Source organism: Aeromonas sp. R10-1 (assembly GCF_040908465.1).
Classification (GTDB): Bacteria; Pseudomonadota; Gammaproteobacteria; order Enterobacterales; family Aeromonadaceae; genus Aeromonas; species Aeromonas caviae.
The window spans coordinates 369693-395597 of record NZ_JBFODT010000024.1 but is presented as its reverse complement, the minus strand read 5'-3'; the positions used below and the strand labels follow the sequence as shown (position 1 = coordinate 395597).

Genomic DNA, 25905 nt, shown 5'->3' with positions numbered 1-25905 from the left:
TGATGCTTGCTCAGACGTCCTGACAGACTATCTTGTCTCGCCCGGTATTCTTTGCCTGATACAACTGGCGATCTGCCTCGCTCAGCGCCTCGTCCATGGAGAGCCGCCCGACATTGATGACGCCGAAACTGGCGCGTACAAAGAGCGATATCTCCCGCGACAGCGGTTGCTGGCGCATTTGCAGACGAAGCCCTTCCAGCCGCTTGAGCAGCACGGGTACGGGGCAGTGGGGCACCATCAGGGCAAATTCTTCGCCACCGAATCGGGCTATCATGGCATCCGGGAAGAACTGGGTGAGCAGCCTGGCCAGGTGACAGAGCAGCTGATCGCCGATGGCGTGCCCCCAGTGATCATTGACCTGCTTGAAGTGATCCACATCGAGCACGCACAGGGAGAGCTGCGCCTGATGGCGCTGATGCTCCTCGAACCACTTTTGACCCTCGTTGAACCAGTAGCGTCTGTTGTAAAGCCCGGTCAGGTAGTCTCGGTTGGCCGATTCCTGGATGTTGTTGAACTGCTCAAGGGCCTCCAGGTTGTGGCTGACCCGGCACTGCAGCTCCTCGGGTTCAAAGGGCTGATTGAGAAAATCATTCGCCCCTTGCTTGAGGTAGCGTGCCGAGAGGCCGTGTTTGTCCGACACCGAGATGCCGATGATGGCGAGCTGCTGCTTGCTGTAGCGCTCGCGCAGCATTCGCACCAGGCTGATGCCATCGATCTCCGGCATGTAGTAGTCCACCAGCATCAGGCGAATGGCGGGGTGCTGCTCGAGCTGCGCCAGCGCATCGCGGGCTGAATTGGCCTCGTGCACCTGCAACAACTGCTTGCGCAACTGGGCCGCGGTGCGGTGACGGGAGGTGCGTGAATCGTCGACCACCAAGACTTCGATGGCCTGGTTGAGGTAGAGGCGGTGCACCAGACCGACGGCATATTGCAGGGAGTGACGTGAATCCTTCATCACATAGTCCAGCACCCCGGCCTCCAGCCAGGCTTCCCGCTTCTCTTCGCTGATGTCGGCCGTCAGGATCACCACCGGCAGCCCACGCTCCCTCAGCACATTGACAGCTTCTCCGCCGGGGGCGTCCGGCAGGGTGAGATCCACCAGGGCGACCACATAATCTTCCCCATGGCAATCGCGAGCCCCTTCAAGGGTATCGAAGGCGTCGATTTCCAGCCCGGTCTGCTGCGCAATGGCTTGGGTCAGCATGCGGCGTACCGTCAGGCTGTCTTCCACTATCATTATTTTTCGTTTCATCCTGCTCCTTGCAATAAAAAAGGGCATGCCAACTGGCATGCCCTTTATATCCTTCCGATTATTGTGCGTCCAGATATCGCTCTGCATCGAGGGCGGCCATGCAGCCGGTTCCTGCGGAGGTGATCGCCTGGCGGTAGACGTGGTCGGCCACGTCGCCGGCGGCGAACACGCCCGGGATACTGGTCTGGGTGGCGAACCCTTCCAGTCCGCCACGCACTTTCAGATAGCCGTTTTCCATCGCCAGCTGCCCTTCGAAGATCTGGGTGTTGGGCTGGTGACCGATGGCGATGAAGACCCCCATCAGCGGCAGCTCGGAGGTGGTGTCATCCCGGGTGCTGCGCAGGCGCACACCGGTGACGCCCATGTCATCACCCAGTACTTCGTCCAGGGTCTGATGGGTGTGCAGGACGATATGGCCGCTCTCGACCTTGTCGTTGAGGCGCTTGATCAGGATCTTCTCGGCGCGGAACTCGTCGCGGCGATGGATGAGGTGCACCTTCTTGGCGATGTTGGCCAGATAGAGTGCCTCTTCCACGGCGGTGTTGCCGCCACCGACCACGGCCACTTCCTGGTTGCGGTAGAAGAAGCCGTCACAGGTGGCGCAGGCGGAGACGCCGCGGCCCTTGAAGGCCTCTTCGGAGGGCAGACCCAGGTATTTGGCGGAGGCGCCGGTGGCGAGGATCAGCGCATCGCAGGTGTATTCACCGTTGTCGCCCTTGAGGCGGAAGGGACGCTCGGTCAGCGTCACTTCATTGATGTGATCAAAGAGGATGCGGGTATCGAACTTCTCTGCATGCTCTTTCATGCGCTCCATCAGGGCCGGGCCGGTCAGCCCTTCCGCGTCCCCTGGCCAGTTTTCCACTTCGGTGGTGGTGGTCAGCTGACCCCCTTGCTGCATGCCGGTGATGAGCAGGGGATTGAGGTTGGCGCGAGCGGCATAGACGGCCGCAGTGTAACCTGCCGGACCGGATCCCAGGATCAGCAGTTTGCTGTGAGTGACTTGGCTCATGATGTGATTTCCGAGACGTGATGAGTTTGCGCGATTGTAGGTAATTCGTGATCAGTGGTCAAAGGCCAGCGCATCGATTGGGGCAATCGCCAACAAGAGGGGTGAGCCGGGGATGGCAGGCATAAAAAAACCGCCCATCGCGGGCGGATTTTCACTCATCTACCTCCCTTTGCGGGGACGCGATCAGTTCAGCAGGGTCAGGGGATCCGTGTAAGCCAGGTTGTGGGCCACGGCAACCTCCTTGCAGGTGATTTTGCCCGCCATAACGTTCAGGCCGTGCAACAGGTGGGAATCGGCGAGCAGAGCGTTGCGATAGCCCTGTTCGGCCAGCTTGATGATGAAGGGGAGGGTGGCGTTGTTCAGGGCCACGGTGGAGGTCCGCGCCACGGCCCCCGGCATGTTGGCCACGCAGTAGTGCACCACCTCGTCGACGATGAAGGTGGGATCTTCATGGGTGGTGGCATGGGAGGTCTCGACACAGCCGCCCTGGTCGATGGCCACGTCCACGATGGCCGCACCGGGTTTCATGCGAGCAATGTGGTCACGGCTGACAAGTTTTGGCGCAGTGGCGCCAGGCACCAGCACGCCGCCGATGACCAGGTCCGCCGCCAGCAGATGGCGCTCCAGGGTCTCGCGGTTGGAGTAGACCACCTTGGCAGCCCCTTGGAACTCGCTGTCGAGACGGCGCAGGGTATCGACGTTGTTGTCGAGGATGGTGACGTCGGCACGCAGGCCGACGGCCATGCGGGCTGCGTTGGAGCCCACCACACCACCACCGATGATCACCACCTTGGCCGGTTCCACGCCGGGCACACCACCGAGCAGCACGCCGCTGCCGCCACGGGATTTCTCCAGTGCCTGGGCACCGGCCTGAATAGACATGCGTCCGGCCACTTCCGACATGGGGGCCAGCAGGGGCAGACCGCCACGACTGTCTGTGACGGTTTCATAGGCGATGCAGACGGCACCACTGTCGATGAGATCCTGGGTTTGGGCCAGGTCCGGCGCCAGATGCAGATAGGTAAAGAGGGTCTGGCCGGGACGCAGCATGGCCCGTTCCACTGCCTGGGGTTCCTTGACCTTGACGATCATCTCCGCCTTGGCGAAAACTTCGGCAGCGGAGGCCAGGATCTCGGCTCCGGCAGCCAGATAATCTGCGTCACTGAACCCAATGCCATTTCCTGCGCCGCTTTGGACGAAAACAGTATGGTTTCGTGCTGTCAGTTCACGTACACTGGCCGGAACCATGCCTACGCGATATTCATGGTTTTTTATTTCCTTAGGTACACCGATAATCATGCTATCCCTCGTCTATCGATTGGTGGTTTATGTTGCCTAGATGTTAAGCGACATTTGCGCCTAGTATATTCAGGTATTGACAGGATTTGTGACCATTATTATAAAATGACTGGTGATTCTTACCAAAAAATAGCCAAAGGATGGAATTAAATGATGGAAGCTAAGAGTCGGCTAAAGGATTTGGACAGGATTGACCGCAACATTCTGAATGAACTGCAAAAGGATGGCAGGATTTCGAACGTTGAGTTGTCCAAACGAGTTGGCCTGAGTCCCACACCGTGTCTGGAACGGGTTCGTCGCCTGGAGCGACAAGGGTATATCGAAGGATATGCCGCCATTCTGAACCCTCATTATCTGGACGCGTCTCTGCTGGTGTTCGTGGAAATTACCCTCAATCGTGGCGCCCCCGATGTGTTCGAGCAGTTCAACAAGGCTGTTCAGGTGCTCGAAGAGATCCAGGAGTGCCATCTGGTGTCCGGTGATTTCGACTATCTGCTCAAGACCCGCGTCAGCGACATGTCCGCTTACCGCCGCCTGCTGGGTGAAACCCTGCTGCGTCTGCCGGGCGTCAACGACACCCGCACCTACGTGGTGATGGAAGAGGTCAAACAGAGCAGTCGTCTGGTGATCAGCACCCGATAAGCGGGGTTGTGCTGTGACTTGCAAGTTCCATGACGAGTCACGATAGTCAGAAACGAGCGGCCGGTCCGCTCGTTTCTTCTTATAGAGAGTTTCAGGCCCGCCCTCAGGCACTGGCTGACAATCGGTGGGCTTTTCAGGGATACTAGGCCCCCTATCCCCGCATTCATGTTTTCACAAAGGAGCCGGAGTTTGGCCGATAAAAAGCTGTTTACTCCTTTATCAGGTACACAACGGATCTTCGAGGCCGTCTTGATCGCCATCACCCTGATGGCTGCCTATCTTTTGCTTGCCCTGCTGACCTACCATCCCGCCGATCCCGGCTGGTCGCAAACCTCCTGGCAAGGGGAGGTGAAGAACCTCGCGGGCAGCGCCGGTGCCTGGCTCGCCGACATCACCATGTTTACCTTCGGGGCCTTCTCCTATCTGGTGCCCCCTCTGGTGGTGCTGCTTGGCTGGAGCCTGTTCTGGCGCCCGAGCAAGCTGCTGGAAGTGGATTACCTCACCCTGTCGGTACGGATCATCGGCTTCGTGCTGACGGTGCTTGGCATGTCCGCCATCGCCAGCATGAACTTCAACGACTTGCAGAACTTTTCCGCCGGCGGCCTGGTGGGGGATGTGATCGCCTCCGCCGTGGTGCCGCTGTTTGGCGGCGTGGGGGCCAACCTGATGCTGCTCTGCTTCGTGGCGACCGGCATCACCCTCTTTACCGGCTGGTCCTGGCTCACCATCGTCGAGCGCATCGGTGCAGCCTGCACCGGCTCTGTCAGCGCCATCTACCATTTCCCCACCACTCTGGGCCGCTGGCTCACCGGTGGCTGGCGCCAGCCCCGCTATGAGGGGCCGGATCCCCTGCTGGAAGGGGGCGTGGGCAGCTTCGATCAGGAAGAGGATGACGAAGACCCCCACGGCAGCTGGACACGCAACCCCAAGGCGAAGAATCGCGCTCAAAAGACAAAAGCTGACGAATGGCTGCCGGAGCTTGACGAAGACACCTTCCAGTTCGATCCGCAGTTTGACGACGAAGAGGACGAGGCTCCGACGCCTGCCGCCAAGGGCAAGCGCGTGGCCAATGGCCGTCCGCGTCCCGCCGTGCGCCAGGAAGAAGATGACCTCGACTTGCCCTGGGCGGAGGGGGATGACGAACCCGATGCTCCCGTTGCCGCTGCGCCGGTGAAAGCCAAGCGCCGTCCCCAGCCCGGTCTGGCCCCTTTGCCGAGCATCGATCTGCTGGACAGGCCGCCCGCCAAGACCCAGATGATGAGCAAGGACGAGCTGGAGCGCATGGGCCGGCTGGTGGAGGCGAAGCTCGCCGATTACAACGTGCAGGCCAAGGTGGTGGGCGTCTATCCCGGTCCCGTCATTACCCGCTTCGAGCTGGACCTGGCGCCGGGCATGAAGGCGAGCAAGATCACCAATCTTTCCCGGGATCTCGCCCGTTCTCTCTCTGCCAGCAGCGTGCGGGTGGTAGAAGTGATCCCGGGCAAGACGTTCGTCGGGATCGAGCTGCCCAACCGGGTACGCCAGACCGTCTACCTGCGGGAAACCCTCGACTGCGAGGCGTTCGCGGCCAGCCGCAATCCGCTCACCATGGGGCTGGGTCAGGACATCGCGGGGGAACCCGTGGTGGTGAACCTTGCCAAGATGCCTCACCTGCTGGTGGCCGGTACCACGGGCTCGGGCAAGTCGGTGGGGGTGAACACCATGATCATCTCCATGCTCTACAAATCCTCCCCCGAGGACCTGCGCTTCATCATGATCGACCCCAAGATGCTGGAGCTCTCGGTCTACGAAGGCATTCCGCATCTGCTGACTGAGGTGGTCACCGACATGAAGGATGCCGCCAACGCCCTGCGCTGGTGCGTAGGCGAGATGGAGCGTCGCTACAAGCTGATGTCCGCGGTCGGGGTGCGCAACCTCAAGGGGTACAACGACAAGGTGCTGGCCGCCATCGAGGCGGGAGATCCCCTGGTCGACCCACTGTGGCGTCCGGGCGACTCCATGGATCAGATGCCGCCGGAGCTGGAAAAACTGCCCCACATCGTGGTGGTGGTGGACGAGTTCGCCGACATGATGATGATCGTCGGCAAGAAGGTGGAGGAGCTGATCGCCCGTATCGCCCAGAAGGCGCGGGCGGCTGGTATTCACCTTATCCTCGCGACCCAGCGTCCGTCGGTGGATGTCATTACCGGCCTCATCAAGGCCAACATCCCGACCCGTATCTCCTTCCAGGTGTCGAGCAAGATCGATTCGCGCACCATCCTGGACCAGGGGGGCGCCGAATCCCTGCTCGGCATGGGTGACATGCTCTACATGCCTGCCGGCACCTCCAACCCCACCCGTGTCCACGGTGCCTTCGTCGATGACCACGAGGTACACAAGGTGGTGGCGGACTGGAAACTGCGTGGGGAGCCGGATTACATCGACGAGATCCTCTCCGGCGAGTCGGACGGCGAGGGCGGCGGTGGCGACTTCGGCGGGGGCGGCGATGAAGAGCTCGATCCCCTGTTCGACGAGGCGGTGGCCTTCGTGGTGGAATCCCGCCGTGGCTCCACCTCCAGCGTCCAGCGCAAGTTCAAGATCGGTTACAACCGGGCGGCCCGTCTCATCGAGCAGATGGAAAACCAGGGCATCGTCAGCGCCCCGGGCGGCAACGGCCAGCGCGACGTGCTGGCACCGCCGCCGGTTCGTGACTAAGCCTAACTCCTGTATCATTCTGGCCATGCCCTCTGCGGGCGTGGCCTTTTATCGAGAACCTCCCTATGAAGAGCCTGATGAAAAAACAACTGTTGATGGGTTCCATTCTGCTGGTCGCCAGCAGCCAGGTGTGGGCCGATGCGGCCAGCGATCTCAAGGAGAAGCTCTCCTCCGTCAATGTCTTCTCCGCGACGTTTGCCCAGACCGTCTATGACAGCAAGGGCAAGGAGCTGCAAAAGGCGAGCGGCTCCCTGCTGGTGCAGCGACCCAACCGCTTCAACTGGCACACTACCTCCCCGGACGAGAGTCTGATCGTGGCCGATGGCAAGGATGTGTGGGTGTACGACCCCTTCGTCGAGCAGGTCACCGCCCTCAAGATCAAGGATGCGGTGCTCAACACCCCCTTCGTGCTCATCGCGGGCAACGACAATAGCCTCTGGAAGAACTATGACGTGATCCAGGAAGGGGATGTCTATACCGTCACCAGTCGCAACAAGGACGAGCTGATCGCCTCCTTTCGCATCACCTTCGACCGTCAGAACAACATCAGTCGCTTCGACGTGAAAGAGGCCCAGGGCCAGTGGAGCGAGTTCACCCTGAGCAGCTTCAACCGCAAGCCGGTGCTCAAGGGCAACGAATTTGTCTTCAAGATCCCGAAGGGGGTCGAGTTGGACGACCAGCGCTGATGAGCCAGCCGTTACCGGCGTTATCGTCTGACCGGGCGTCATGGACGATCGGTCAGATGCAAGGTCAATGCAGATGAGCAATTTATCCCTGGATTTCTCCTCGGACTTTCGTCCGCTGGCGGCCCGGATGCGGCCGCAAACCCTCGAGCAGTACATCGGCCAGCAGCATATCCTGGGGCTGGACAAGCCCCTGCGAAAAGCGATCCTGGCGGGGCACTGCCACTCCATGATCCTCTGGGGCCCCCCCGGCACCGGCAAGACCACACTGGCAGAATTGGTTGCCCACTACTGCCAGGCGGAGGTGGAGCGGCTCTCGGCGGTCACCTCCGGCATCAAGGAGATCCGCGCGGCCCTCGACAAGGCGAAGGAGAACGGCTGGCGCGGGGTGCGCACCATCCTGTTCGTGGATGAAGTCCACCGCTTCAACAAGAGCCAGCAGGATGTCTTCCTGCCCCACATCGAAGACGGCACCATCACCTTCATCGGCGCCACCACCGAGAACCCCTCGTTCGAGCTCAACAATGCGCTGCTCTCCCGGGCCCGGGTCTATCTGCTCAAGAGGCTGGAGGAGCAGGACATCCTCGCCATGATCGATCAGGCGATGCAGGACCCGCGCGGTCTCAATGACCCTAGCCTGCGCTTTGCCCCCGGGGCCAAGGAGGCGCTGGCGAAAGCCGTGGACGGGGACGGGCGCAAGTCTCTGAACTACCTGGAGCTCCTGGCCGACATGGCCGAGGCCGACAGCTCAGGGGCGCGGGTGATCGACAGTACCCTGCTCGCCGCCGTGGTGGGGGAGCACGTGGCCCGTTTCGACAAGGGCGGCGATCACTTCTACGACCTCATCTCGGCGGTGCACAAGTCCATTCGCGGCTCGGCGCCGGATGCGGCCCTCTACTGGTATGCCCGCATGGTGAGCGCCGGCTGCGATCCCCTCTACATCGCCCGCCGCTTGCTGGCGATTGCCTCGGAAGACGTGGGCAACGCCGATCCCCGTGCCATGCAGGTGGCGCTCTCGGCCTGGGACTGCTTCCATCGCATCGGTCCGGCGGAAGGTGAGCGGGCCATCGCCCAGGCCATCGTCTACCTCGCCTGCGCCCCCAAGAGCAATGCGGTCTACACCGCCTGGAAGGCGGCGCTTCACGACGCCAAGAACCTGCCGGACTTCGAGGTGCCGCCGCACCTTCGCAATGCCCCGACCAAGCTCATGAGCGAGCTGGGCTACGGCGCCGAGTATCGCTACGCCCACGACGAGCCGGGGGCCTATGCCGCCGGCGAGCAGTACTTCCCCCCGGAGCTTGCCGGCAAGCAGTACTATCAGCCCACCGAGCGAGGCCTTGAGAAGCAGATAGCCCAGAAGCTCGACTATCTGCACGAGCTGGACAAGCAGAGCCCGCGCAAGCGATAGGAAAGACCTTCAAGCCCCTTGCCCGGAAAGCGCACGGCAAGGGCATCAGGGGAGGGGGGCCCGGCAAAAACGGGCGCAATAGTCCCTGTTCGGGCGGGGGGGCGGTCTGCTACACTGCCCGTCTGACCCCGGTTGTCTTGGCCTTGCACCATCTTCTTGATTTCGAAGGCCCGATTCCGAAGGCAAAGGGGTGCGCCAACCGATGTTAACTTCCGGATCTGTTTTCCAACCCGGTCACGATGACCCGGGCCCAGATCCCATTAAAAAAAGTAGGTAAACCATGCTGGATCCCAAATATCTGCGCAGCGACATCACCGAAGCTGCCGCTCGTCTGGCGACACGTGGCTACGTTCTGGACGTAGCGGCGGTCAATGTTCTGGAAGAGAAACGCAAGGATCTGCAGTCCCGCACCCAGGAGCTGCAGGCCGAGCGCAACGCCCGCTCCAAGTCCATCGGTGAGGCTGCCCGTCGTGGTGAAGATGTTGCCCCCCTCAAGGCCGAGGTGACCAAGATCAACGACGAGCTCGAGACCAGCAAGGTCGAGCTGGAGGCCCTGCTGGCCCAGCTCAAGGGGATCGCCGACGCCATCCCCAACCTGCCGAGCGAGACCACCCCGGTGGGCCGTGACGAGAACGACAACGTGGAGGTCCGCCGCTGGGGTACCCCGCGTGAGTTCGATTTCCCTGTGCGCGATCACATCGATCTGGGTGAGGCGGCCAAGGGGGTCGACTTCAAGAACGGCGTCAAGCTCTCCGGTGCCCGTTTCGTGGTGATGAAGGGCCAGATTGCCCGTCTGCACCGCGCCCTGGCCCAGTTCATGCTGGACCTGCACACCCTGCAGCACGGCTACACCGAGTGCTACGTGCCCTATCTGGTCAACCCGGACAGCCTGTACGGTACCGGCCAGCTGCCCAAGTTCTCCCAGGACCTCTTCAATACCGGCATCGAAGGGGAAGGGGAAGACGAAGGCAAGGTGCGCAAGTTCTCCCTCATCCCGACCTCCGAAGTGCCGCTCACCAACATGGCCCGTGACGAGATCTTCGACGAGCAGGAGCTGCCCATCAAGATGACCGCCCACAGCCCCTGCTTCCGCTCCGAAGCGGGCTCCTACGGTCGTGATACCCGTGGCCTCATCCGCATGCACCAGTTCGACAAGGTCGAGATGGTGCAACTGGTGCACCCGGAAAAATCCTGGGATGCCCTGGAAGAGATGGTGGGTCACGCCGAGAAGGTGCTGCAACTGCTGGAGCTGCCGTATCGCGTGATGGCGCTTTCCACCGGTGACATGGGCTTCTGCGCCGCCAAGACCTACGATCTGGAAGTGTGGCTGCCGGCCCAGAACACCTATCGCGAGATCTCCTCCGTCTCCAACTGCACCGACTTCCAGGCGCGCCGCATGCAGGCTCGCGTGCGTATCGACGGCAAGCCGCAGCTCATTCACACCCTGAATGGTTCCGGTCTGGCGGTGGGTCGTACCCTGGTGGCCGTGCTCGAGAACTACCAGCAGGCAGATGGCCGCATCGCCATCCCGGCTGCGCTGCAATCCTACATGGGCGGCCTGACCCACATCGGGTAAGCGCTCGTTGCAGACGACAACGCCATGGCATGCCATGGCGTTGTGCATTCTGGGCCCGGGAAACCCGCCGCAAGGGGAAGGGATAGCTCCCTTCGGGCCTGTAACACAATTTTATCAAGCATTGCGCAATCGTTTTTGTTAGACTGCGCCGCAATTTCGCAGGACATCTTTTTCTATGGTCTGGATTGATTACGCCATCATCGGCATCGTCGGTTTCTCCGCCCTCATCAGCCTGGTGCGCGGCTTTCTCAAGGAGGCCATGTCTCTGGTCACCTGGTTCGTCGCCTTTTTCATTGCCAGCCATTTCTATCCCGATCTCGCCGTCTATTTCACCTCTTTCTCCGATGCCATGGTTCGCAACGGTCTGGCCATCGCCGCCCTGTTCGTGGCGACCCTGATCCTCGGCAGCGTGGTGAACTACGTGGTGGGCCTGCTGGTGGAAAAGACCGGGCTTTCCGGCACAGACAGGGTGCTCGGGGTCTGTTTTGGCGCCATTCGCGGGGTGCTGATCGTCAGCGCCCTGCTGTTTTTCATGGACACCTTCACCAGCCTCTCCCAGAGCGACTGGTGGGTGGCGTCCAGGCTGGTGCCGGAGTTCAAGCCGGTGATCCAGTGGTTTTTCGGGTTCATGATGAACTCGTCCAGTTTTCTTCAACAGGTACAGTGACTTCGAGGTAGCAAAGACATGTGCGGTATTGTCGGTATAGTTGGCACCACCCCCGTCAATCAGGCCCTCTACGACGCCTTGACGGTGTTGCAGCACAGGGGACAGGATGCCGCCGGGATCGTGACCATTGACAGTGGAAACTTCCGGCAACGCAAGGCCAACGGTCTGGTGAAGGATGTGTTTGAAGTGCGCCACATGCAGCGCCTGAAAGGGAATATCGGCATCGGACACGTCCGTTATCCCACCGCAGGCAGCTCCAGTGCGGCAGAGGCACAGCCGTTTTACGTGAACTCTCCCTACGGCATGGTGCTGGCCCACAACGGCAACCTCACCAACGCCAAGGAGCTCAAGGAGCAGCAGTTCAAGGTGGCCCGCCGCCACATCAACACCACCTCGGACTCCGAAGTGCTGCTGAACGTGCTGGCCCACGAGCTGGACTTGTGCGACAAGATGGCGCTGCGCCCGGAAGATATCTTCTCGGCGGTGCGCAAGGTGCACCAGCAGATCCGCGGCGCCTATGCCGTGGTCTCTCTGGTGATCGGCCACGGCCTCATCGGCTTTCGCGACCCCAACGGCATTCGCCCGCTGATCCTGGGTCGCCGGGTCGACGAGCAGGGGCAGGTGGAGTACATGCTCGCCTCCGAGAGCGTGGCCCTCGACGCCATCGGTTTCGAGACGGTGCGTGACGTCGCCCCGGGCGAGGCCATCTATATCACCGAGCAGGGCCAGCTCTTCTCCGAGCAGTGTGCGGAGAACCCGCAGATGAACCCCTGCATCTTCGAATACGTCTACTTCGCCCGTCCCGACTCCTTCATCGACAAGGTCTCCGTCTATGCCGCCCGCCTCAACATGGGTCGCAAGCTGGGCCAGAAGATCGCACGGGAGTGGGATGATCTCGACGTGGACGTGGTCATCCCCATCCCCGAGACCTCCTGCGACGTGGCGCTGGAAATCGCCCACACCCTGGGCCTGCCGTACCGTCAGGGCTTCGTGAAGAACCGCTACATCGGCCGTACCTTCATCATGCCGGGCCAGACCCAGCGCAAGAAGTCGGTGCGCCGCAAGCTCAACGCCATCAGCTCCGAATTCAAGGGCAAGAAGGTGTTGCTGGTGGACGACTCCATCGTGCGGGGCACCACCTCCGAGCAGATCATCCAGATGGCCCGTGAAGCGGGGGCAGCCAAGGTCTACTTCGCCTCGGCCGCACCGGAAATTCGCTTCCCCAACGTCTACGGCATCGACATGCCCACCGCCAACGAGCTCATTGCCCATGGTCGTGAAGTGGAAGAGGTGTGCAAGCTTATCGGTGCCGACGGCCTCATCTTCCAGGATCTGGAAGATCTGGAAGAGGCGGTGCGGGAGATCAACCCCGAGCTGCGCCACTTCGAGACCTCGGTCTTCAACGGTCACTATGTGACCTCCGACGTGGATCAGGGTTATCTGGACCACCTGAACGCCCTGCGCAGCGACGACAACAAGGCCGTGCGCGAGTGGCAGGAAGGGACCAGCAACCTCGAGATCTTCAACGAAGGCAGTTAAACGTTTTCAGATTGCCAGCGTGATGAACAACAGGGGGGCCTCGGCCCCCCTGTTGCATGGATGCGCCTTGCGGCGAAACTGAGGGGGCCTCAGGCCAGATCCTCCCCGTTGCTCGCGATCACTTTTTGGTACCACCAGAACGACTTCTTGCGCCGGCGGGCCAGGGTGCCATGGCCGGCGTCGTCCCTGTCCACATGGACGAAGCCATAGCGCTTGCTCATCTCGCCGGTGGAGGCGGAGACGAGATCGATGCAGCCCCAGCTGGTGTACCCCATCAGGGGCACGCCGTCCTCGATGGCGTCCCCCATGGCCTCGATGTGGGCGCGCAGGTAGTCGATGCGGTAGTCGTCCTCTATCTCCCCTTGCTCGTTCATTTCGTCCACCGCCCCCAGGCCGTTTTCCACCAGGAAGAGCGGCTTCTGGTAGCGATCGTGCAAGGTGTTGAGGGTGATGCGAAGGCCCAGGGGATCGATACCCCAGCCCCACTCGCTCACCTCGATGTGGGGATTGCGCAGGGACTTGACCACGTTGGCCTCGCTGGTGTTGCCCGCATTCATGTCGGCGGCGGCGCAGCGGGAGGCGTAGTAGCTGAAGGAGACGAAATCCACGGTGTGCCTGAGGATCTCGTCATCTTCCGGCCCCTTCACCAGGGTGACCCCCTTGTCACGAAACACCCTCTGCGCATAGGCCGGATAGGCGCCCCTGGCCTGCACGTCGATGAAGAGGAGGTTCTCCCGATCTTTCTGGAGGGCGGTCCAGACGTCGGCGGGCTTGCAGGAGTAGGGGTAGAAGTTGCCCCCCGCCAGCATGCAGCCCACCTGGTTGGCCGGGTTCACCTCGTGGGCGATCCGGGTCGCCAGGGCGCTGGCCACCAGCTCGTGGTGGGCGGCCTGATACTTCACCTGATCCTGGTGTTCCCCTTGCTCGAACACCAGCCCCGCCCCGGAGAAGGGGCTGTGCAGCAGGATGTTGATCTCGTTGAAGGTGAGCCAGTACTTCACCAGGCCGTCGAACTGCTCGAAGCAGGTGCGGGCGTAGCGGGTGAAAAACTCCACCATCTGGCGGTTGCGCCAGGAGCCGTACTCGGTCACCAGGTGCATGGGCACATCGAAGTGGCACAGGGTCACCAGGGGCTCGATGTTGTACTTTCTGCACTCCTCGAACACCGCGCGGTAGAAGGCGATGCCCTCGGCATTGGGCTCGCGCTCGTCCCCCCTGGGGTAGAGACGGGCCCAGGCGATGGAGGTGCGAAACACGGTGAAGCCCATCTCGGCCATCAGGGCGATGTCCTCCTGATAGCGGTGATAGAAGTCGATGGCCCCGTGGCTTGGGTAGAACTCGTCATCTTGCAGGGTGATGCGCTTCTCCTGGCCGAGTTTGACCGCCATGCGGCGCGGGCCATGGGGGATCATGTCCACCGTGGTCAGCCCCTTGCCCCCCTCGAGATAGCCGCCCTCCGCCTGATTGGCGGCCAGGGCACCGCCCCAGAGAAAGCCCTCGGGAAATCTTGTTAACGACATTGGTTACCTCTTGTCATGTCTGAATGGGGTGTCACAGCCCGGCCTGCGCCTGGCTGGTGGCGACGGGTTGCACGGGCTCGGCGCGGGGAGCCGGGCTCTCGACCGGGATGTCCTCGAACCCCATCACCAGGGTCAGCACGAAGGAGAGCACCACCGAGAGGGCCATCACGCCGAACACCCAGGCGATGGTCATGGGGTTGGCCGGATCGAAGAACTGCACGCTGGTAAAGAGCCCGGGGGCGGCCATGGAGTGGCTGGCGAGCCCCGCCATGCCGGCGACGGCGCCGCAGACAAAGCCGCTGATGAGGCTCGCGATGAGCGGACGCTTGAGGCGCAGGGCCACACCGTAGAGCGCGGGTTCGGAGATCCCCGCCATGATGGCGGAGGCGGCCGCCGCGAGCGCCGTCTGGCGCAGTTCCGGGTTACGGGTGCGCCAGGCCACCGCCAGGGACGAGCCGCCAAGAGAGAGATTGGCGCCGATTTCGGAGGGCATGACCATGCCTTCCTTGCCGGTCTCGGCGATGGTCTGGATGATGGTCGGGGTGAAGACGCGGTGCATGCCGGTCATCACCAGCAGGGGCCAGAGCGCCCCCATGATGGCCACCGACAGCCAGCCCAGGTAGTCGTGGACCGTGTAGACCAGGCCGGAGATGGCGGTGCCAATCCAGATGCCGACGGGGCCGATGAAGAGGATGGCGAGCGGTGCGGCGATCAGCACGATCAGCATGGGTTTGAGGAAGTTCTTGGTGACCGCCGGGGTGATGCGGTCGACCCAGCCCTCGATGTAGGAGAGGCACCAGGTCATCACCAGCGCCGGAATGACGGTGTAGGTGTATTTGACCGCGGTCACCGGGACCAGGGCGAAGGTCACCTGCTCCCCCTCGGCGGCTCTGGCCATCAGCTCGATGAAGCTGGGGTGCACCAGCACGCCAGCGATGGCGATGGCCAGGGACATGTTGGTCTTGAACTTGACGGCGGCGGAGGCGGCCACCATCAGGGGCAGGAAGAAGAAGGCCCCATCCCCGGCCACCGTGAGGATGGTGAGGGTCGAGGAGCCTTTCTCCAGCACGCCGGTCATCTCCAGCACCATGGCCAGCAGCTTGAGCATGGAGCCGCCGATGATGGCCGGGATGAGGGGGGACATGGTGCCAATCAGGGCGTCGAGGATGGCAGCGCCCATGCGGCGCAGGCTCCAGCCAGCGGAAGCCTCCGCAAGCGGAGTCTGCCCGCCGCTCTGGGGCAGCAGGGCCAGCACCTCGCGATAGGCGTGGGAGACGGTGTTGCCGATGATCACCTGACACTGGTTGTCCGCCTGCACCACCCCGAGCACGCCCGTGATGGCCTTGAGGGCAGGGCCATTGACCCGGGCGGGATCGCCCAGCACAAAGCGCAGCCGCGTCATGCAGTGGGTCACGGCGACGACGTTGTCGGCGCCGCCGAGTGCGGTGATGACGGTACCGGCCAGAGCCGCATAGTTTTTTGACATCGAGGTAGATCCTTTTCACCAAGTGGGCCTGCTCGCCCCCGCCGCCGCGAAGGGCGGGAACGCGCATGAAACCGAATGTGGAACCGGTTCCACATAGAGTGCGCGGCCTGAGCGCGGGAGACAAGCACCTTGTGCAGCGAGCGTCCGGATCCGTGAATGGGATCACTGAACCCGGGCCAGCACACCATTCGTGCGACGACAAGCCGGGGGCGGTGCAGTACACTGCGCCCCGTAACGAGCAAGGGAGAACACAATGACGACGATGCTGGAGGTGGCAAGGCGGGCAGGGGTGTCGAAGGCGACGGTCTCCCGGGTGTTGTCGGGCAATGGTTACACCAGCCAGGAGACCCGGGACCGGGTGCAGCAGGCCATCGAGGAGTGCGGCTATCGCCCCAACCTGGTGGCGAGGCAGCTGGCGACCAGGCACACCCGGACCCTGGGACTGGTGGTCACCAACACCCTCTACCACGGCGTCTACTTCGGCGAGCTGCTCTCCCAGGTGGCGCGGATGACCGAGGATCGGGGGCGCCAGCTCATACTGGCGGACGGCAAGCACAGCGCCGACGAGGAGCGCCAGGCAATCCAGTATCTGCTCGATTCCCGTTGCGATGGCGTCATCATCTATCCGCGCTTTCTTGGGGTGGAGGAGATGGACGAGATCATCGAGCAGCATGAGCAGCCCATCATGGTGCTCAACCGGCGTCTGAGCCGCCATCCGGCCCACTGCGTCTATGCGGACCAGCAGGCGGCGGCGGAGGCGGTGGTGGACAAGCTGGTGGCCATGGGGCACAGGGAGATCGCCTTCATCGCAGGCTCTGCGGATTCCCCCACCGGCGCCGAGCGCCTGGCCGGTTACCGACAGGCGCTGATCCGGCACGGCATCCCGGTGCAGGAGACCTTGATCGCCCCCGGCAAATGGACCCCCGCCTGTGGCGCGGCCGCCGTCTCGACCTTGCTGGCGCGAGGCGCTCGCTTCAGCGCCCTGGTGGCCAGCAACGATGACATGGCGATCGGGGCCATCAAACGGCTGCACGAAGCCGGTGTGATGGTGCCTGACGAGGTTTCGGTGGTGGGGTTTGACGACATTCCCCTGGCCCCTTACGTCATTCCCGCGCTGTCGAGCGTCAAGATGCCGGTGAACGGGATGATCCAGGAGACCATCAACCGCCTGATCACCATGGTGGAGGAGGGGAGCCGGGACGCACTGCCCGCCTTCAGCGGCACCCTGATCCGCCGCGACTCCCTCAGGCGTCTGACGGGCTGAGCCATGATGGCGGTGGGCAGGCCGGGCGGGATCCGTTAGCATAGGCCCCCCGGCGCCAGGCGCCGCGTGTCGTATCAACAGATGAGAGTTCAGATGGATGACCTGTTAGCCCCCGTTCGCCAGTTCCTGTATTGCGAGACCCCGGATGAGTGGGTGGAAATGGCGCGGGATCCCGCCCAGTTGCCGACCCTGCTTATCGATCACGCCAACTGCGAGAACAAGGCGGCACTCACCGCCCACAGCCTGGTGCGCCGCTACTGCCTGCCCAAGGAGAAGCGTCACCTGCTGCCCAAGCTGACTTTCTACCGGGAGCTCGATGCCTTGCCGGAGAAGGCGGAGATCCTCGGCAAGCGCACCATGGGCGAATCAGACAGGAGCGTGTTTGCCGAGCTGGAGCGCAATCCCCTGCTGTTCCCCATGGTGCGCCTCATCCAGGAGGAGCTGCACCACTTCGAGCAGGTGCTGGAGATCATGGCCGCACGGGGCATCCCCTATGGTCCCGTCACCGCCTCCCGCTATGCCCGCAGCCTGCTGACCCATGTGCGCACCTACGAGCCGGCGGCCGTGGTGGACAAGATGATCATCGGTGCCTATATCGAAGCGCGATCCTGCGAGCGTTTTGCCAGGCTGGCCCCTCATCTGGACGAGGAGCTTGGCCGCTTCTATGTCTCCCTGCTGCGCTCGGAGGCGCGTCACTATCAGGACTACCTGGCCCTGGCACAGACGTTCGCAGACGAAGACATCAGCGAGCGGGTGGCCTTCTTCGGTCGCCTGGAGGCCGAGCTCATCTATTCGCCGGATCCGCAATTCCGGTTCCATAGCGGACTGCCTGTCAGATCTGACAGTTGTTGAGGTGACGGGGGCTGCCTACCATTCCCCTGTTCCTACTACGAGCGACGCAATCACTTTTTGAGCGCAATCCCCCGGCGACTGATGAGACATCAGGCCGGGTTTTTTTATGTCTGGCGCAAGGGGAAACGCGCCGCGGGATCAGCGGCGGTATTCGTTGTTGTAGTTCTGAATGAGGCGGCGGGTGACGTCGTGCTGGGGATCGGCGAAGACCCGCAAGGTCTTGCCGCGCTCCACCACACGGCCTTCGTGCATCACCAGCACCTCGTCGCTGATGTGGCTCACGATCCCCAGATCGTTGGCCACCAGCACATAGCTCAGCCCCATGGTCTCCTGCATCTCCAGCAGCAGGTTGATGATCTGGGAGCGTACCGAAATATCCAGGGTCGAGAGTGCCTCGTCCGCCACCACTATCTTGGGATTGAGGATGAGCGCCCGTGCCAGCCCCACCCGCTGCTGCTGGCCGGCGGAGAGCATCTGGGGATAGAAGAGGGCGTGGTCGGGCAGCATGCCCACCATGCGCAGGGTCTGGATCACCTTCTCCCGGCGCTCCTCCTCGCTCAGGGCCGTGTTGAGGCGAAGGGGGGTCTCCAGGATCTGGCCGACCCGGATTTTCCGGTTGAGGGAGGTGTTGGGGTCCTGGAAGATCATCCGCAGCAGCTTGCAGCGTGTCTGGTAATCGCCGTGGACCATGGGTTGCCCCTCGATGGCGATCTCCCCGCCACTCGGTTCAATCATGCCCGCCAGAATGCGGGCCAGGGTGCTCTTGCCCGAGCCCGCCTCCCCGACGATGGCCAGGGTCTGGCCCACCTCGAGATCGAACGAGAGGGGCTTTATCGCCTCCACCGCGCGGCGCCTGAACAGGCCGGTGCGGTTCTGGTAGGTCTTGCACAGGCCCCTGACCTGCAACAGGGAAGGTTCGGTCACGACGTGGTCTCCTTGGGTGCGCTCGCCGGATAGAGGGGCTGACAGGGCGGGCAGGTGCCCCGGATCAGGGTCTGGTGCCGGTTCATTTCTTCGGTTCTTCCATGTTGAGGGGGAAGTGGCAACTGAACTGATGCCCCTTGACCTTGCTCATCAGCGGCGTCTGCACGCACTGCTTCTGGGCGTAGGGGCAGCGTGGGCCGAGGCGGCAGCCGATGGGCAGATGCTGCAGCGGCGGTATCACCCCGGGCAGGGTCTCGAGCCGGGACTTGTGGCGCACCAGTTTGTCAAAGTCCGGGATGGACTTGAGCAGGGCATCCGTATAGGGGTGGTGAGGGGATTCCAGGATCTGGTCCCGGGTCCCCACTTCCACCATCTGGCCGCAATACATGATGTTGAGGGTGTCGGTCAGGTTCGCGATGGCGGCGATGTCGTTGCTGATGATGAGGATGGTGGTATTGCCCAGCTTGTTCATCTTGTCCAGCAACCGCAGGATCTGGGAGTGGGTGGTGGACTCCATGGCGCTGGTGGGCTCGTCCGCCACCAGCAGGCGCGGCTGGTTGGCGATGGCCATGGCGATCATCACCTTCTGGCACATGCCGTCTGACAGCTCGTGGGGATAGGCCCGCATTACCTTGCGGTGATCCTTGACCCCGACCCGGTGCAGCAGGGCGATGGCCCGCTTCTTGCGCCACTGGAAGCGCTGCCAGAACTTGCCGGTGAAGGCGCTGGTGGGGATGGCCTCTTCGAGCTGGGTGCCTATCTCCTCCGAGGGGTCGAGGCAGCTGATGGGGTCCTGGAAGATCATCGCTATCTCCCGCCCCATGATGCGGCGCCGTTCCTTGGGCGCCATGGTCAGCAGATCCATGTCGTTGAAGCGCATCCGGTCGGCGCGCACCGTCCAGTTGTCCTTCTGGATGCCGACGATCACCTTGGCCACCAGGCTCTTGCCCGAGCCGGATTCCCCCACCAGCCCGCGGATCTCCCCCTCGTTCAGGGTCAGGCTGACTCTGTCCACCGCCTTGACCTTTCCCTGGGGGGTGTCGATTTCGATGGTGAGGTTGCGTATGTCGAGCAGGGGCATCAGCAATGTCTCCCGTTCAGGGCGCAGCCGGGTCGCTCAGGGCGTCCGGGGGCGGGGATAGATAACAAGGCTGGCAACATCAGTCGTTCCCCTCTTTGAGTGCTTCGCGAATGCCTTCGCCCACCAGGTTGGTCACCAGCACGCTGAACAGGATGGCCATCCCGGGCAGAGTCACCGTCCAGGGGGCCAGATAGATAAGATCGCTCGAATCGGCCAGCATGGCACCCCACTCCGGCTGAGGAGACTGGGCCCCGAGACCGAGGAAGCCCACCGCCGAGATGTCCAGGATGGCGGCGGAGAGGGTGCGGGTGGTCTGGGTCACCAGGGTCTCGACGATGTTCGGCAAGATGGCCAGACGCATGATCCGCTGGGGCGGAGAGCCGTCGAGGCGGCTTGCGATGATGTACTCCTTCTGCATCTCGGCGTGGACCGCGTTGTAGGTCGCCCGGATGAAGGGGGGGATCAGCGCTAGGGTGATGGCGATCAGGGTGTTGAACAGACCCGGCCCCAGGATGGCCACGACGATGATGGCCAGCAGCAGGGACGGGATGGAGAGCAGGGTATCGAGCAGGTGATGGAGCACGCTCGACTTCACCCCCTTGCTCATGCCGCCGAGGATGCCGATGGCCGAGCCGATGACCAGCGCGATGAGCACCACCAGCAGGGCGTTGCCGAAGGTGAGCCTAGCCCCGGCCACCAGACGGGAGAGGATGTCGCGCCCCAGATCGTCGGTTCCCAGGAAGTAATCGATGTTGCCACTGTTGGCCCAGGAGGGGGCGAGCAGCAGGTGGTTGCTGTGCTGATCGTCGATGCCGTAGGGGATCACCAGGGGACCGATGAGGGTCACCAGCAGCAGCAGCCCGAAGCACCAGAGCCCCGCCATGGCCAGCGGGTTGCGCCGGTAGGAGGCCCATGTCTGCTCCAGGGGGGAGAGGATCTTGAGCTCCGGATAGATGTTCGATTTATCGTGCATGATGCAGGCTCCCGTGCTGGTCGCAAGGGGATGGGCACGCCTGTGCGCCGGTGGCCCATGGGCCGCCGTGGTTTATCCACAGACCGCAATCAATCTTGTCTTGCATAGAGTTCTTTACGCCGTGCCGGATACATGATGGTGGTCAGCAGATCGGTGCTGACGCTGATGAAGATGACGAAGCTCGCCACCACCAGGAAGGCGCCGCGGATGGCGGCATAGTCCTGCAGCGCGATGCTGCTCACCAGCCAGCGGCCGATGCCGGGCCAGTCGAACACCACCTCGGTGATCATGGCGGAGGTGAGCACGCTGCCAAGTTGCAGCCCCAGCAGCGGCAACACCGGGGGCAGGGCGTTCTTGAGCCCGTGACGCCAGACGATCTGGCGGCGGGAGAGTCCGCGGCTGGCGGCGGCCTTGATGTAGTTCTGTTTCATCACGTCGATGAGGGAGCTGCGCACGTGGCGGATCACCTCGGTGGTGGGCACCACGGCCAGCACCAGGGAAGGCAGTACCAGATGGCGCAGGGCGTCGTGCAGGGCCGCCTCCCGCCAGGGCTCCTGGCTCATCAGCACATCGACGATGGCGATCCCGGTGATGGAGGGCACGTCGTAGAGCAGGCTGATCTGGCCGGAGGAGGGGAGCCAGCCAAGATCCAGGGAGAAGAACATCACCATCAGCAGCCCCAGCCAGAAGACCGGGATGGCATAGCCGACGAGGCCGGCGGCCATGATGGAGAGGTCCGGGCTGCGCCCCTGATAGAGGGCCGCGAGGGTGCCCAGAGGGATGCCCACCAGCAGCGAGATGGCGAAGGCGGCGAGGCAGAGGGTCAGGGTCGCCGGGAAGTAGTGACGGATCTCGTCGAGGACCGGCTGGCCGGAGACGCTGGAGAGCCCGAAATCCCCGGCGGCGATGCGCTGGAGGAAGTCAGGATAGCCGTGCCAGAAATCCAGCACCTGGGTGATGAGGCGAAACTCCAGGAGGTAGGCCCCCAGAGTCAGCACCAGGAGGGTGATCACCAGCAGGGTGATGCGGCGCAGGATATAGAAAAACATGCTTATGCCTCCTGGGGACGGTGCGCCGATGGCCCGACGATGGAGTGGTTATCTGTCATGGTCACTCCCGATGGGCCTGGTTGAAGGTGGTGCCGCCAAAGGGCATCAGGGTCAGCCCCTGAATGTCGCTGCGACTCACCTGGGTTCTCAGGGCATGGGCCAGGGGAATGAGCGGCAACTGCTCGTTGAGCAGGGACTGGGCATAGTAATAGTTGCGCAGGCGGAAGGCGAGCTGCGGGGTGGTCACCGCATCGTCCAGCAGCTGATCAAACGCCGGGCTGCACCAGCGGCTGTAGTTGTTGCCCCGCTCGACGGCGGCGCAGCTCAGCAACTGGCGGAAGAAGTTGTCCGGATCCGCGTTGTCGGCGATCCAGCCCGAGAGCAGGCTGTCATATTGTCCATGGGCGAGCCGGGTCTCGATGACCGGCCAGGCCTGCTGCACTATCTTGAGGCTCACCCCAATCTTGGCGAAATCGCTGCGCATCAGTTGCGCCGTTTTGAGGCCGTCCGGGTTGTAGGGACGGGCGCCGGGTTGCACCAGCACCTGCATCTCGAAGCCGTTGGGGTAGCCCGCGTCCTTGAGCAACTGGCGAGCGAGCTTGAGATCCGGCTTGCGCTGGGGCAGGGAGGGGTTGTAGCCCCATGAGAGGGGCGGCAGCAGGCTGGCGGCGCTCTGGCCGGTCTCGAAATAGACCGCCTGCAGCAGATTCTGCACATTGATGGCGCTGGCGAGGGCCTGGCGCACCTGCACCTTGTTGAAAGGGGCCTTGCGGGTATTGAGGGCGAGGAAGGCGACGTTCATCCCCGACTGCACCGACAGATCCAGGTGGGAGTCTTTGTCTATCACCGACAACTGGCTGGCAGAGGGGGTGCTCATCACGTCGCACTCGCCGGTCAGCAGCTTGGCAAGGCGCTTGGAGGATTTGGGGGTGATGTCGTAGATGAGCTGCTCCATTCTGGCCTCGCCGCCCCAGTAGCCGGGGTGACGCAGGTAGCGCACGAACTCGTTGTGGCGATACTCCTTGAAGCTGAAGGGGCCGGTGCCGATGGGGCGGCTGTCCAGCAGCGCCGGAGTGCCGGCCTTTAGCATCTGCTCCCCGTACTCGGCGGAGAGCACGATGGCGTAGTCGCTGGCCAGGGTGGCGAGGAAGGAGGCATCGGGGCGGTTCAGCTCGAACACCACCTCATAGGGCCCTTTCTTGTAGACCCGCTTGATGAGGTTGCCGAGCCCCAGGCTGTAAAAATAGGGGTACTCGCCGCCGGAGACGGCGTGGAAGGGGTGGTGTTCGTCCAGCAGACGCTGCCAGGTGAACAGGACGTCGTCGGCATTGAAGTGACGGGTCGGGCTGAACCAGGGGGTTCGGTGGAAGGTCACTCCCTTGCGCAGGGTCAGGGTATAGGAGAGGCCGTCCTCGCTGCTTTGCCAGCGGGTGGCGAGCCCCCCTTCGATGCCGAGGGTGTTGGCATTGACCTCGAGCAGGCGATCGTAGATGGGGCGGGCACTGGCATCCAGGGTCGCATCCGAATTGGCAAGCTGCGGGTTGAAGGTTCGGGGTGCCCCTTCGGCACAATAGATGAGCCCGGTTTTGGAGGCTTCATCGCGTTTCTGACAGCCGCTGACCAGGACCAGGAGACCAAGCAGCAGGGGGGTGAGCATTCTCATGTTGGAACCATGTTTTCAGACAAAGTTGCCCGCCAGGGGGCGGGCGCGTTGCGGGGGGCGGCCGGGCAGGCGCTCCCGTCGGGGGTGACGTGCGCCGCGTTATCCGCGCGCACAGACCCGGTGCCAGGCATCAGCCCGCCTCCTGGTTGCCACTGTTGTCATCCCCGTCCAGCAATTGATATTTGCGCAGCATCCCCCGGAACTGGTGATAGCTCAGGGCCAGCAACTGGGCTGCTTTGCGCTGATTATACTGGGATTGCTGCATCGCTTGCTTGAGTAAATTAATCTCGTACTCCGCCACCGCCCCTTTGAGATCCAGCGGCAGGGTCGGGGCCGTCTCTGCCGAGGTCGGCGCGTCCGTGGAAGGGGCGGCGTCACCTCGGGCACGGGGGCGCCAGGGGGAGTCAAAGGGATTGAGCACCAGCTCCGCCAGCGGCAGCTGGGGGTTGCCCTGGCGATAGAGGCTGCGCTCCACCACGTTCTTGAGCTCCCGCACGTTGCCCGGCCAGGGGTAATCTTGCAGCAGCTGGGTCGCCTTGCGCGAGAAGCCGGCAAAGAGCGGATACCCCAGCTCCCGGGTCATGCCGTGGGCGAAGTGCTCCGCCAGCATCAGGATGTCCTCGCGCCGCTCCCGAAGGGGGGGCAGGGTGATGACGTCGAAGGCGAGCCGGTCCAGCAGGTCGTGACGAAACCGTCCTTTCTGTGCCAGTGCAGGCAGATCCTCGTTGGTGGCGCACACCAGCCGCACATCCACCTTGAGGGGCTTGGCGCCGCCCACCCGCTCGAACTCCCCGTACTCGATGACCCGCAGCAGTTTTTCCTGCACCCGGGCGCTGGTGGTGGCCAGTTCGTCGAGGAACAGGGTGCCGCCGTCGGCCCGCTCGAAGCGCCCCTGATGACGCTTGGCGGCGCCAGTGAAGGAGCCCGCCTCGTGGCCGAACAGCTCGGTTTCCAGCAGGCTCTCGCTCAAGGTGGCGCAGTTGATGGTGACAAAGCTTTGATCCCAGCGATCCGAGAGATAATGTAGGCGGTGGGCGATGAGCTCCTTGCCGGTCCCACGCTCGCCGATGATGAGCACGGGCTTGCGCAGCGGCGCGAGGCGCGATGCCTGCTCGATGATTTCTAGAAATGCGTTGGATTCACCCAACAGACTTTCCGTGGCCGTGGTCATCCCTGCCCCTGTGAGTTGAAAAATCTGGTTAATCTTACCAAAAGTTGGTTATTTTAATCATCACTTGTTTCCCCGGGACTTGAACTGCATTCTGAGTGCCCATATAAATCAACTAGTTAAATGTTGTTCCAGATTGGCACACAAGTTGCCATTGTCAATGGAGACACAACCCGATGCCTATCACAGGAGTACAATCATGAGCATTTTTTCTCGCCTGGCCGACATCATCAATTCCAATCTGACGGCCCTGCTCGACAAGGCGGAAGATCCCCAGAAGATGGTGCGTCTGATCATCCAGGAGATGGAAGATGAACTGGTGAAGGAGCGCTCCAATCTGGCCCGCTTCCTCGCGAATCAAAAAGAGATCGGCCGTCAGGTGAGCCGCCATCAGGAGCGGGTCGCCGAGTGGCAGGGCAAGGCCGAGCTGGCCTTGACTAAAGGGCGCGAAGATCTGGCCCGTGCCGCCCTCATCGAGAAGAGCAAGCAGGCGGAGCTTGCCGACGCCCTGTCTCGGGAACAGCAGGCGGTGGACAGCGGCATCGAGAAGCTGGGGGAGGAGATCCGTCAGCTGGAAGCCAAGCTGGAAGACGCCCGTGCCCGCCAGAAGGCGATGGCCATTCGCAGCGAAGCCGCCAGCAGCCGCCTCAACGTGCAAAGCCAGGTGGCCCGTGGCGACAGTCAGGCCGTGGTGAGCAAGTTCGAGCGCATGGAGCGCCGCATCGACGAGATGGAAGCCCGCGCCGATCTGGGGCAGTCCGACAAGGCGCTCGCCCAGCAGTTTGCCGAGCTGGAAGCGGACGACCAGATCAGCCGCGAGCTGGAAGCCATGCGCCAGAAGCTGGGCCAGCACAATCCGGCACCGAAACAGGGAGAGTAACAGATGGAAGATCTGCTGGGTGTATTGATGGTTCCCATGGTGGTCTTCATGGTGGTGGTGGCCCCCATCTGGCTGGTGCTGCACTACCGCGCCAAGGGACGCATTGGCGCCGGTCTTGCCGATGGTGAGCGTGAACAGCTGCAGGGCTTGCTGGTGCGTGCCGAGAAGATGCAGGAACGGGTCGGCGCCCTGGAGTCGATTCTGGATGCCGAGGTTCCTGGTTGGAGAAACAAGGTATGACGGTTTTCAATGAGAGATGTCATGACTGTGGCAAAA

The 25905-nt window shown here is 62.7% G+C and carries 22 protein-coding genes; 11 read left to right on the top strand and 11 right to left on the bottom strand.

All coding sequences use genetic code 11. The features are described 5' to 3' along the window. Positions 1–10 precede the first annotated feature (10 nt). The 3 genes from AB5Y93_RS13225 to ald all read right to left on the bottom strand — a co-directional run bounded on the left by AB5Y93_RS13225 (position 11) and on the right by ald (position 3560). Positions 11–1252 (bottom strand): diguanylate cyclase, encoded by a 1242-nt coding sequence (locus AB5Y93_RS13225; RefSeq protein ID WP_029314438.1) that lies wholly within the window; start codon positions 1250–1252, stop codon positions 11–13. Positions 1253–1310: 58 nt separating this feature from the next. Beyond that, positions 1311–2261 carry a thioredoxin-disulfide reductase gene (gene trxB, locus AB5Y93_RS13220; RefSeq protein WP_048207535.1) on the bottom strand — a complete coding sequence of 317 codons (951 nt, stop codon included), beginning with the start codon at positions 2259–2261 and terminating at the stop codon, positions 1311–1313. 183 nt (positions 2262–2444) lie between these two features. After that, positions 2445–3560: an alanine dehydrogenase gene (gene ald, locus AB5Y93_RS13215; protein WP_368229564.1), complete on the bottom strand. Its 1116-nt coding sequence runs from the start codon at positions 3558–3560 to the stop codon at positions 2445–2447. A gap of 150 nt (positions 3561–3710) precedes the next feature. Between ald and lrp the strand changes: the two genes are divergently transcribed. From lrp to purF, 7 genes are all read left to right on the top strand, one after another. Then, on the top strand, positions 3711–4202 hold the full coding sequence (gene lrp, locus AB5Y93_RS13210) for a leucine-responsive transcriptional regulator Lrp (RefSeq protein WP_005300047.1): 492 nt from the start codon (positions 3711–3713) through the stop codon (positions 4200–4202). Positions 4203–4391: 189 nt separating this feature from the next. Next, a complete protein-coding gene (locus tag AB5Y93_RS13205; protein WP_368229563.1) occupies positions 4392–6896 on the top strand; it encodes a DNA translocase FtsK 4TM domain-containing protein in 2505 nt (834 codons plus the stop codon). Between the two features lie 77 nt (positions 6897–6973). Next, positions 6974–7582 (top strand): outer membrane lipoprotein chaperone LolA, encoded by a 609-nt coding sequence (gene lolA, locus AB5Y93_RS13200; protein WP_368229561.1) that lies wholly within the window; start codon positions 6974–6976, stop codon positions 7580–7582. Between the two features lie 67 nt (positions 7583–7649). Continuing rightward, positions 7650–8987, top strand: coding sequence for a replication-associated recombination protein A (locus AB5Y93_RS13195; protein ID WP_368229560.1), 1338 nt, complete (start codon positions 7650–7652; stop codon positions 8985–8987). 280 nt (positions 8988–9267) lie between these two features. After that, on the top strand, positions 9268–10563 hold the full coding sequence (gene serS, locus AB5Y93_RS13190) for a serine--tRNA ligase (RefSeq protein ID WP_039039009.1): 1296 nt from the start codon (positions 9268–9270) through the stop codon (positions 10561–10563). A 175-nt stretch (positions 10564–10738) separates the two neighbouring features. Further along, on the top strand, positions 10739–11230 hold the full coding sequence (locus AB5Y93_RS13185) for a CvpA family protein (RefSeq protein ID WP_010674522.1): 492 nt from the start codon (positions 10739–10741) through the stop codon (positions 11228–11230). An 18-nt stretch (positions 11231–11248) separates the two neighbouring features. Further along, the gene (purF, locus tag AB5Y93_RS13180) at positions 11249–12769 is read left to right on the top strand and encodes an amidophosphoribosyltransferase (RefSeq protein WP_010674523.1); all 1521 of its coding nucleotides are present in this window, start codon (positions 11249–11251) and stop codon (positions 12767–12769) included. A gap of 89 nt (positions 12770–12858) precedes the next feature. Here the strand turns inward: purF and AB5Y93_RS13175 are convergent, their stop codons facing one another. Next, positions 12859–14289, bottom strand: coding sequence for a 6-phospho-beta-glucosidase (locus tag AB5Y93_RS13175; protein ID WP_368229559.1), 1431 nt, complete (start codon positions 14287–14289; stop codon positions 12859–12861). A 31-nt stretch (positions 14290–14320) separates the two neighbouring features. Beyond that, positions 14321–15775, bottom strand: a complete 1455-nt coding sequence (gene ascF, locus AB5Y93_RS13170; protein WP_368229558.1) for a PTS cellobiose/arbutin/salicin transporter subunit IIBC — start codon at positions 15773–15775, stop codon at positions 14321–14323. Between the two features lie 253 nt (positions 15776–16028). On the opposite strand from ascF, the gene AB5Y93_RS13165 reads away from it, so the two are divergent. Together AB5Y93_RS13165 and AB5Y93_RS13160 are read left to right on the top strand one after the other, a co-directional pair. Then, positions 16029–17039: a LacI family DNA-binding transcriptional regulator gene (locus AB5Y93_RS13165; RefSeq protein WP_042863778.1), complete on the top strand. Its 1011-nt coding sequence runs from the start codon at positions 16029–16031 to the stop codon at positions 17037–17039. Positions 17040–17132: 93 nt separating this feature from the next. Next, positions 17133–17891 carry a tRNA-(ms[2]io[6]A)-hydroxylase gene (locus AB5Y93_RS13160; protein ID WP_368229557.1) on the top strand — a complete coding sequence of 253 codons (759 nt, stop codon included), beginning with the start codon at positions 17133–17135 and terminating at the stop codon, positions 17889–17891. Positions 17892–18029: 138 nt separating this feature from the next. Here AB5Y93_RS13160 and AB5Y93_RS13155 read toward each other — a convergent pair whose 3' ends face one another. From AB5Y93_RS13155 to pspF, 6 genes are all read right to left on the bottom strand, one after another. Then, positions 18030–18815 carry an ABC transporter ATP-binding protein gene (locus AB5Y93_RS13155; protein WP_039039015.1) on the bottom strand — a complete coding sequence of 262 codons (786 nt, stop codon included), beginning with the start codon at positions 18813–18815 and terminating at the stop codon, positions 18030–18032. 82 nt (positions 18816–18897) lie between these two features. Further along, a complete protein-coding gene (locus AB5Y93_RS13150; protein ID WP_010674529.1) occupies positions 18898–19896 on the bottom strand; it encodes an oligopeptide/dipeptide ABC transporter ATP-binding protein in 999 nt (332 codons plus the stop codon). A gap of 79 nt (positions 19897–19975) precedes the next feature. Further along, on the bottom strand, positions 19976–20869 hold the full coding sequence (locus AB5Y93_RS13145) for an ABC transporter permease subunit (protein ID WP_010674530.1): 894 nt from the start codon (positions 20867–20869) through the stop codon (positions 19976–19978). 89 nt (positions 20870–20958) lie between these two features. Continuing rightward, positions 20959–21918 (bottom strand): ABC transporter permease subunit, encoded by a 960-nt coding sequence (locus tag AB5Y93_RS13140; RefSeq protein ID WP_010674531.1) that lies wholly within the window; start codon positions 21916–21918, stop codon positions 20959–20961. Between the two features lie 61 nt (positions 21919–21979). Beyond that, a complete protein-coding gene (sapA, locus tag AB5Y93_RS13135) occupies positions 21980–23575 on the bottom strand; it encodes an ABC transporter substrate-binding protein SapA (RefSeq protein WP_010674532.1) in 1596 nt (531 codons plus the stop codon). 136 nt (positions 23576–23711) lie between these two features. Further along, complete coding sequence (pspF, locus tag AB5Y93_RS13130) at positions 23712–24752, bottom strand: phage shock protein operon transcriptional activator (RefSeq protein ID WP_010674533.1); 1041 nt, start codon at positions 24750–24752, stop codon at positions 23712–23714. Between the two features lie 196 nt (positions 24753–24948). Between pspF and pspA the strand changes: the two genes are divergently transcribed. Beyond that, the gene (pspA, locus tag AB5Y93_RS13125; RefSeq protein WP_010674534.1) at positions 24949–25629 is read left to right on the top strand and encodes a phage shock protein PspA; all 681 of its coding nucleotides are present in this window, start codon (positions 24949–24951) and stop codon (positions 25627–25629) included. A 3-nt stretch (positions 25630–25632) separates the two neighbouring features. Then, the gene (gene pspB / locus AB5Y93_RS13120; RefSeq protein WP_005300084.1) at positions 25633–25869 is read left to right on the top strand and encodes an envelope stress response membrane protein PspB; all 237 of its coding nucleotides are present in this window, start codon (positions 25633–25635) and stop codon (positions 25867–25869) included. The last annotated feature ends 36 nt before the right edge of the window (positions 25870–25905 follow it).

Excerpts from the sequence above, each read along its gene's own strand:
- AB5Y93_RS13175 (WP_368229559.1), bottom strand. The coding sequence starts at position 14,289 with ATGTCGTTAACAAGATTTCCCGAGGGCTTTCTCTGGGGCGGTGCCCTG.
- lolA (WP_368229561.1), top strand. The coding sequence starts at position 6,974 with ATGAAAAAACAACTGTTGATGGGTTCCATTCTGCTGGTCGCCAGCAGC.
- pspB (WP_005300084.1), top strand. The coding sequence starts at position 25,633 with ATGGAAGATCTGCTGGGTGTATTGATGGTTCCCATGGTGGTCTTCATG.
- AB5Y93_RS13145 (WP_010674530.1), bottom strand. The coding sequence starts at position 20,869 with ATGCACGATAAATCGAACATCTATCCGGAGCTCAAGATCCTCTCCCCC.
- ascF (WP_368229558.1), bottom strand. The coding sequence starts at position 15,775 with ATGTCAAAAAACTATGCGGCTCTGGCCGGTACCGTCATCACCGCACTC.
- AB5Y93_RS13140 (WP_010674531.1), bottom strand. The coding sequence starts at position 21,918 with ATGTTTTTCTATATCCTGCGCCGCATCACCCTGCTGGTGATCACCCTC.
- AB5Y93_RS13225 (WP_029314438.1), bottom strand. The coding sequence starts at position 1,252 with ATGAAACGAAAAATAATGATAGTGGAAGACAGCCTGACGGTACGCCGC.
- ald (WP_368229564.1), bottom strand. The coding sequence starts at position 3,560 with ATGATTATCGGTGTACCTAAGGAAATAAAAAACCATGAATATCGCGTA.
- AB5Y93_RS13160 (WP_368229557.1), top strand. The coding sequence starts at position 17,133 with ATGGATGACCTGTTAGCCCCCGTTCGCCAGTTCCTGTATTGCGAGACC.
- AB5Y93_RS13195 (WP_368229560.1), top strand. The coding sequence starts at position 7,650 with ATGCAGATGAGCAATTTATCCCTGGATTTCTCCTCGGACTTTCGTCCG.
- serS (WP_039039009.1), top strand. The coding sequence starts at position 9,268 with ATGCTGGATCCCAAATATCTGCGCAGCGACATCACCGAAGCTGCCGCT.
- lrp (WP_005300047.1), top strand. The coding sequence starts at position 3,711 with ATGATGGAAGCTAAGAGTCGGCTAAAGGATTTGGACAGGATTGACCGC.
- AB5Y93_RS13150 (WP_010674529.1), bottom strand. The coding sequence starts at position 19,896 with ATGCCCCTGCTCGACATACGCAACCTCACCATCGAAATCGACACCCCC.
- pspA (WP_010674534.1), top strand. The coding sequence starts at position 24,949 with ATGAGCATTTTTTCTCGCCTGGCCGACATCATCAATTCCAATCTGACG.
- AB5Y93_RS13165 (WP_042863778.1), top strand. The coding sequence starts at position 16,029 with ATGACGACGATGCTGGAGGTGGCAAGGCGGGCAGGGGTGTCGAAGGCG.
- trxB (WP_048207535.1), bottom strand. The coding sequence starts at position 2,261 with ATGAGCCAAGTCACTCACAGCAAACTGCTGATCCTGGGATCCGGTCCG.
- AB5Y93_RS13185 (WP_010674522.1), top strand. The coding sequence starts at position 10,739 with ATGGTCTGGATTGATTACGCCATCATCGGCATCGTCGGTTTCTCCGCC.
- sapA (WP_010674532.1), bottom strand. The coding sequence starts at position 23,575 with ATGCTCACCCCCCTGCTGCTTGGTCTCCTGGTCCTGGTCAGCGGCTGT.
- purF (WP_010674523.1), top strand. The coding sequence starts at position 11,249 with ATGTGCGGTATTGTCGGTATAGTTGGCACCACCCCCGTCAATCAGGCC.
- pspF (WP_010674533.1), bottom strand. The coding sequence starts at position 24,752 with ATGACCACGGCCACGGAAAGTCTGTTGGGTGAATCCAACGCATTTCTA.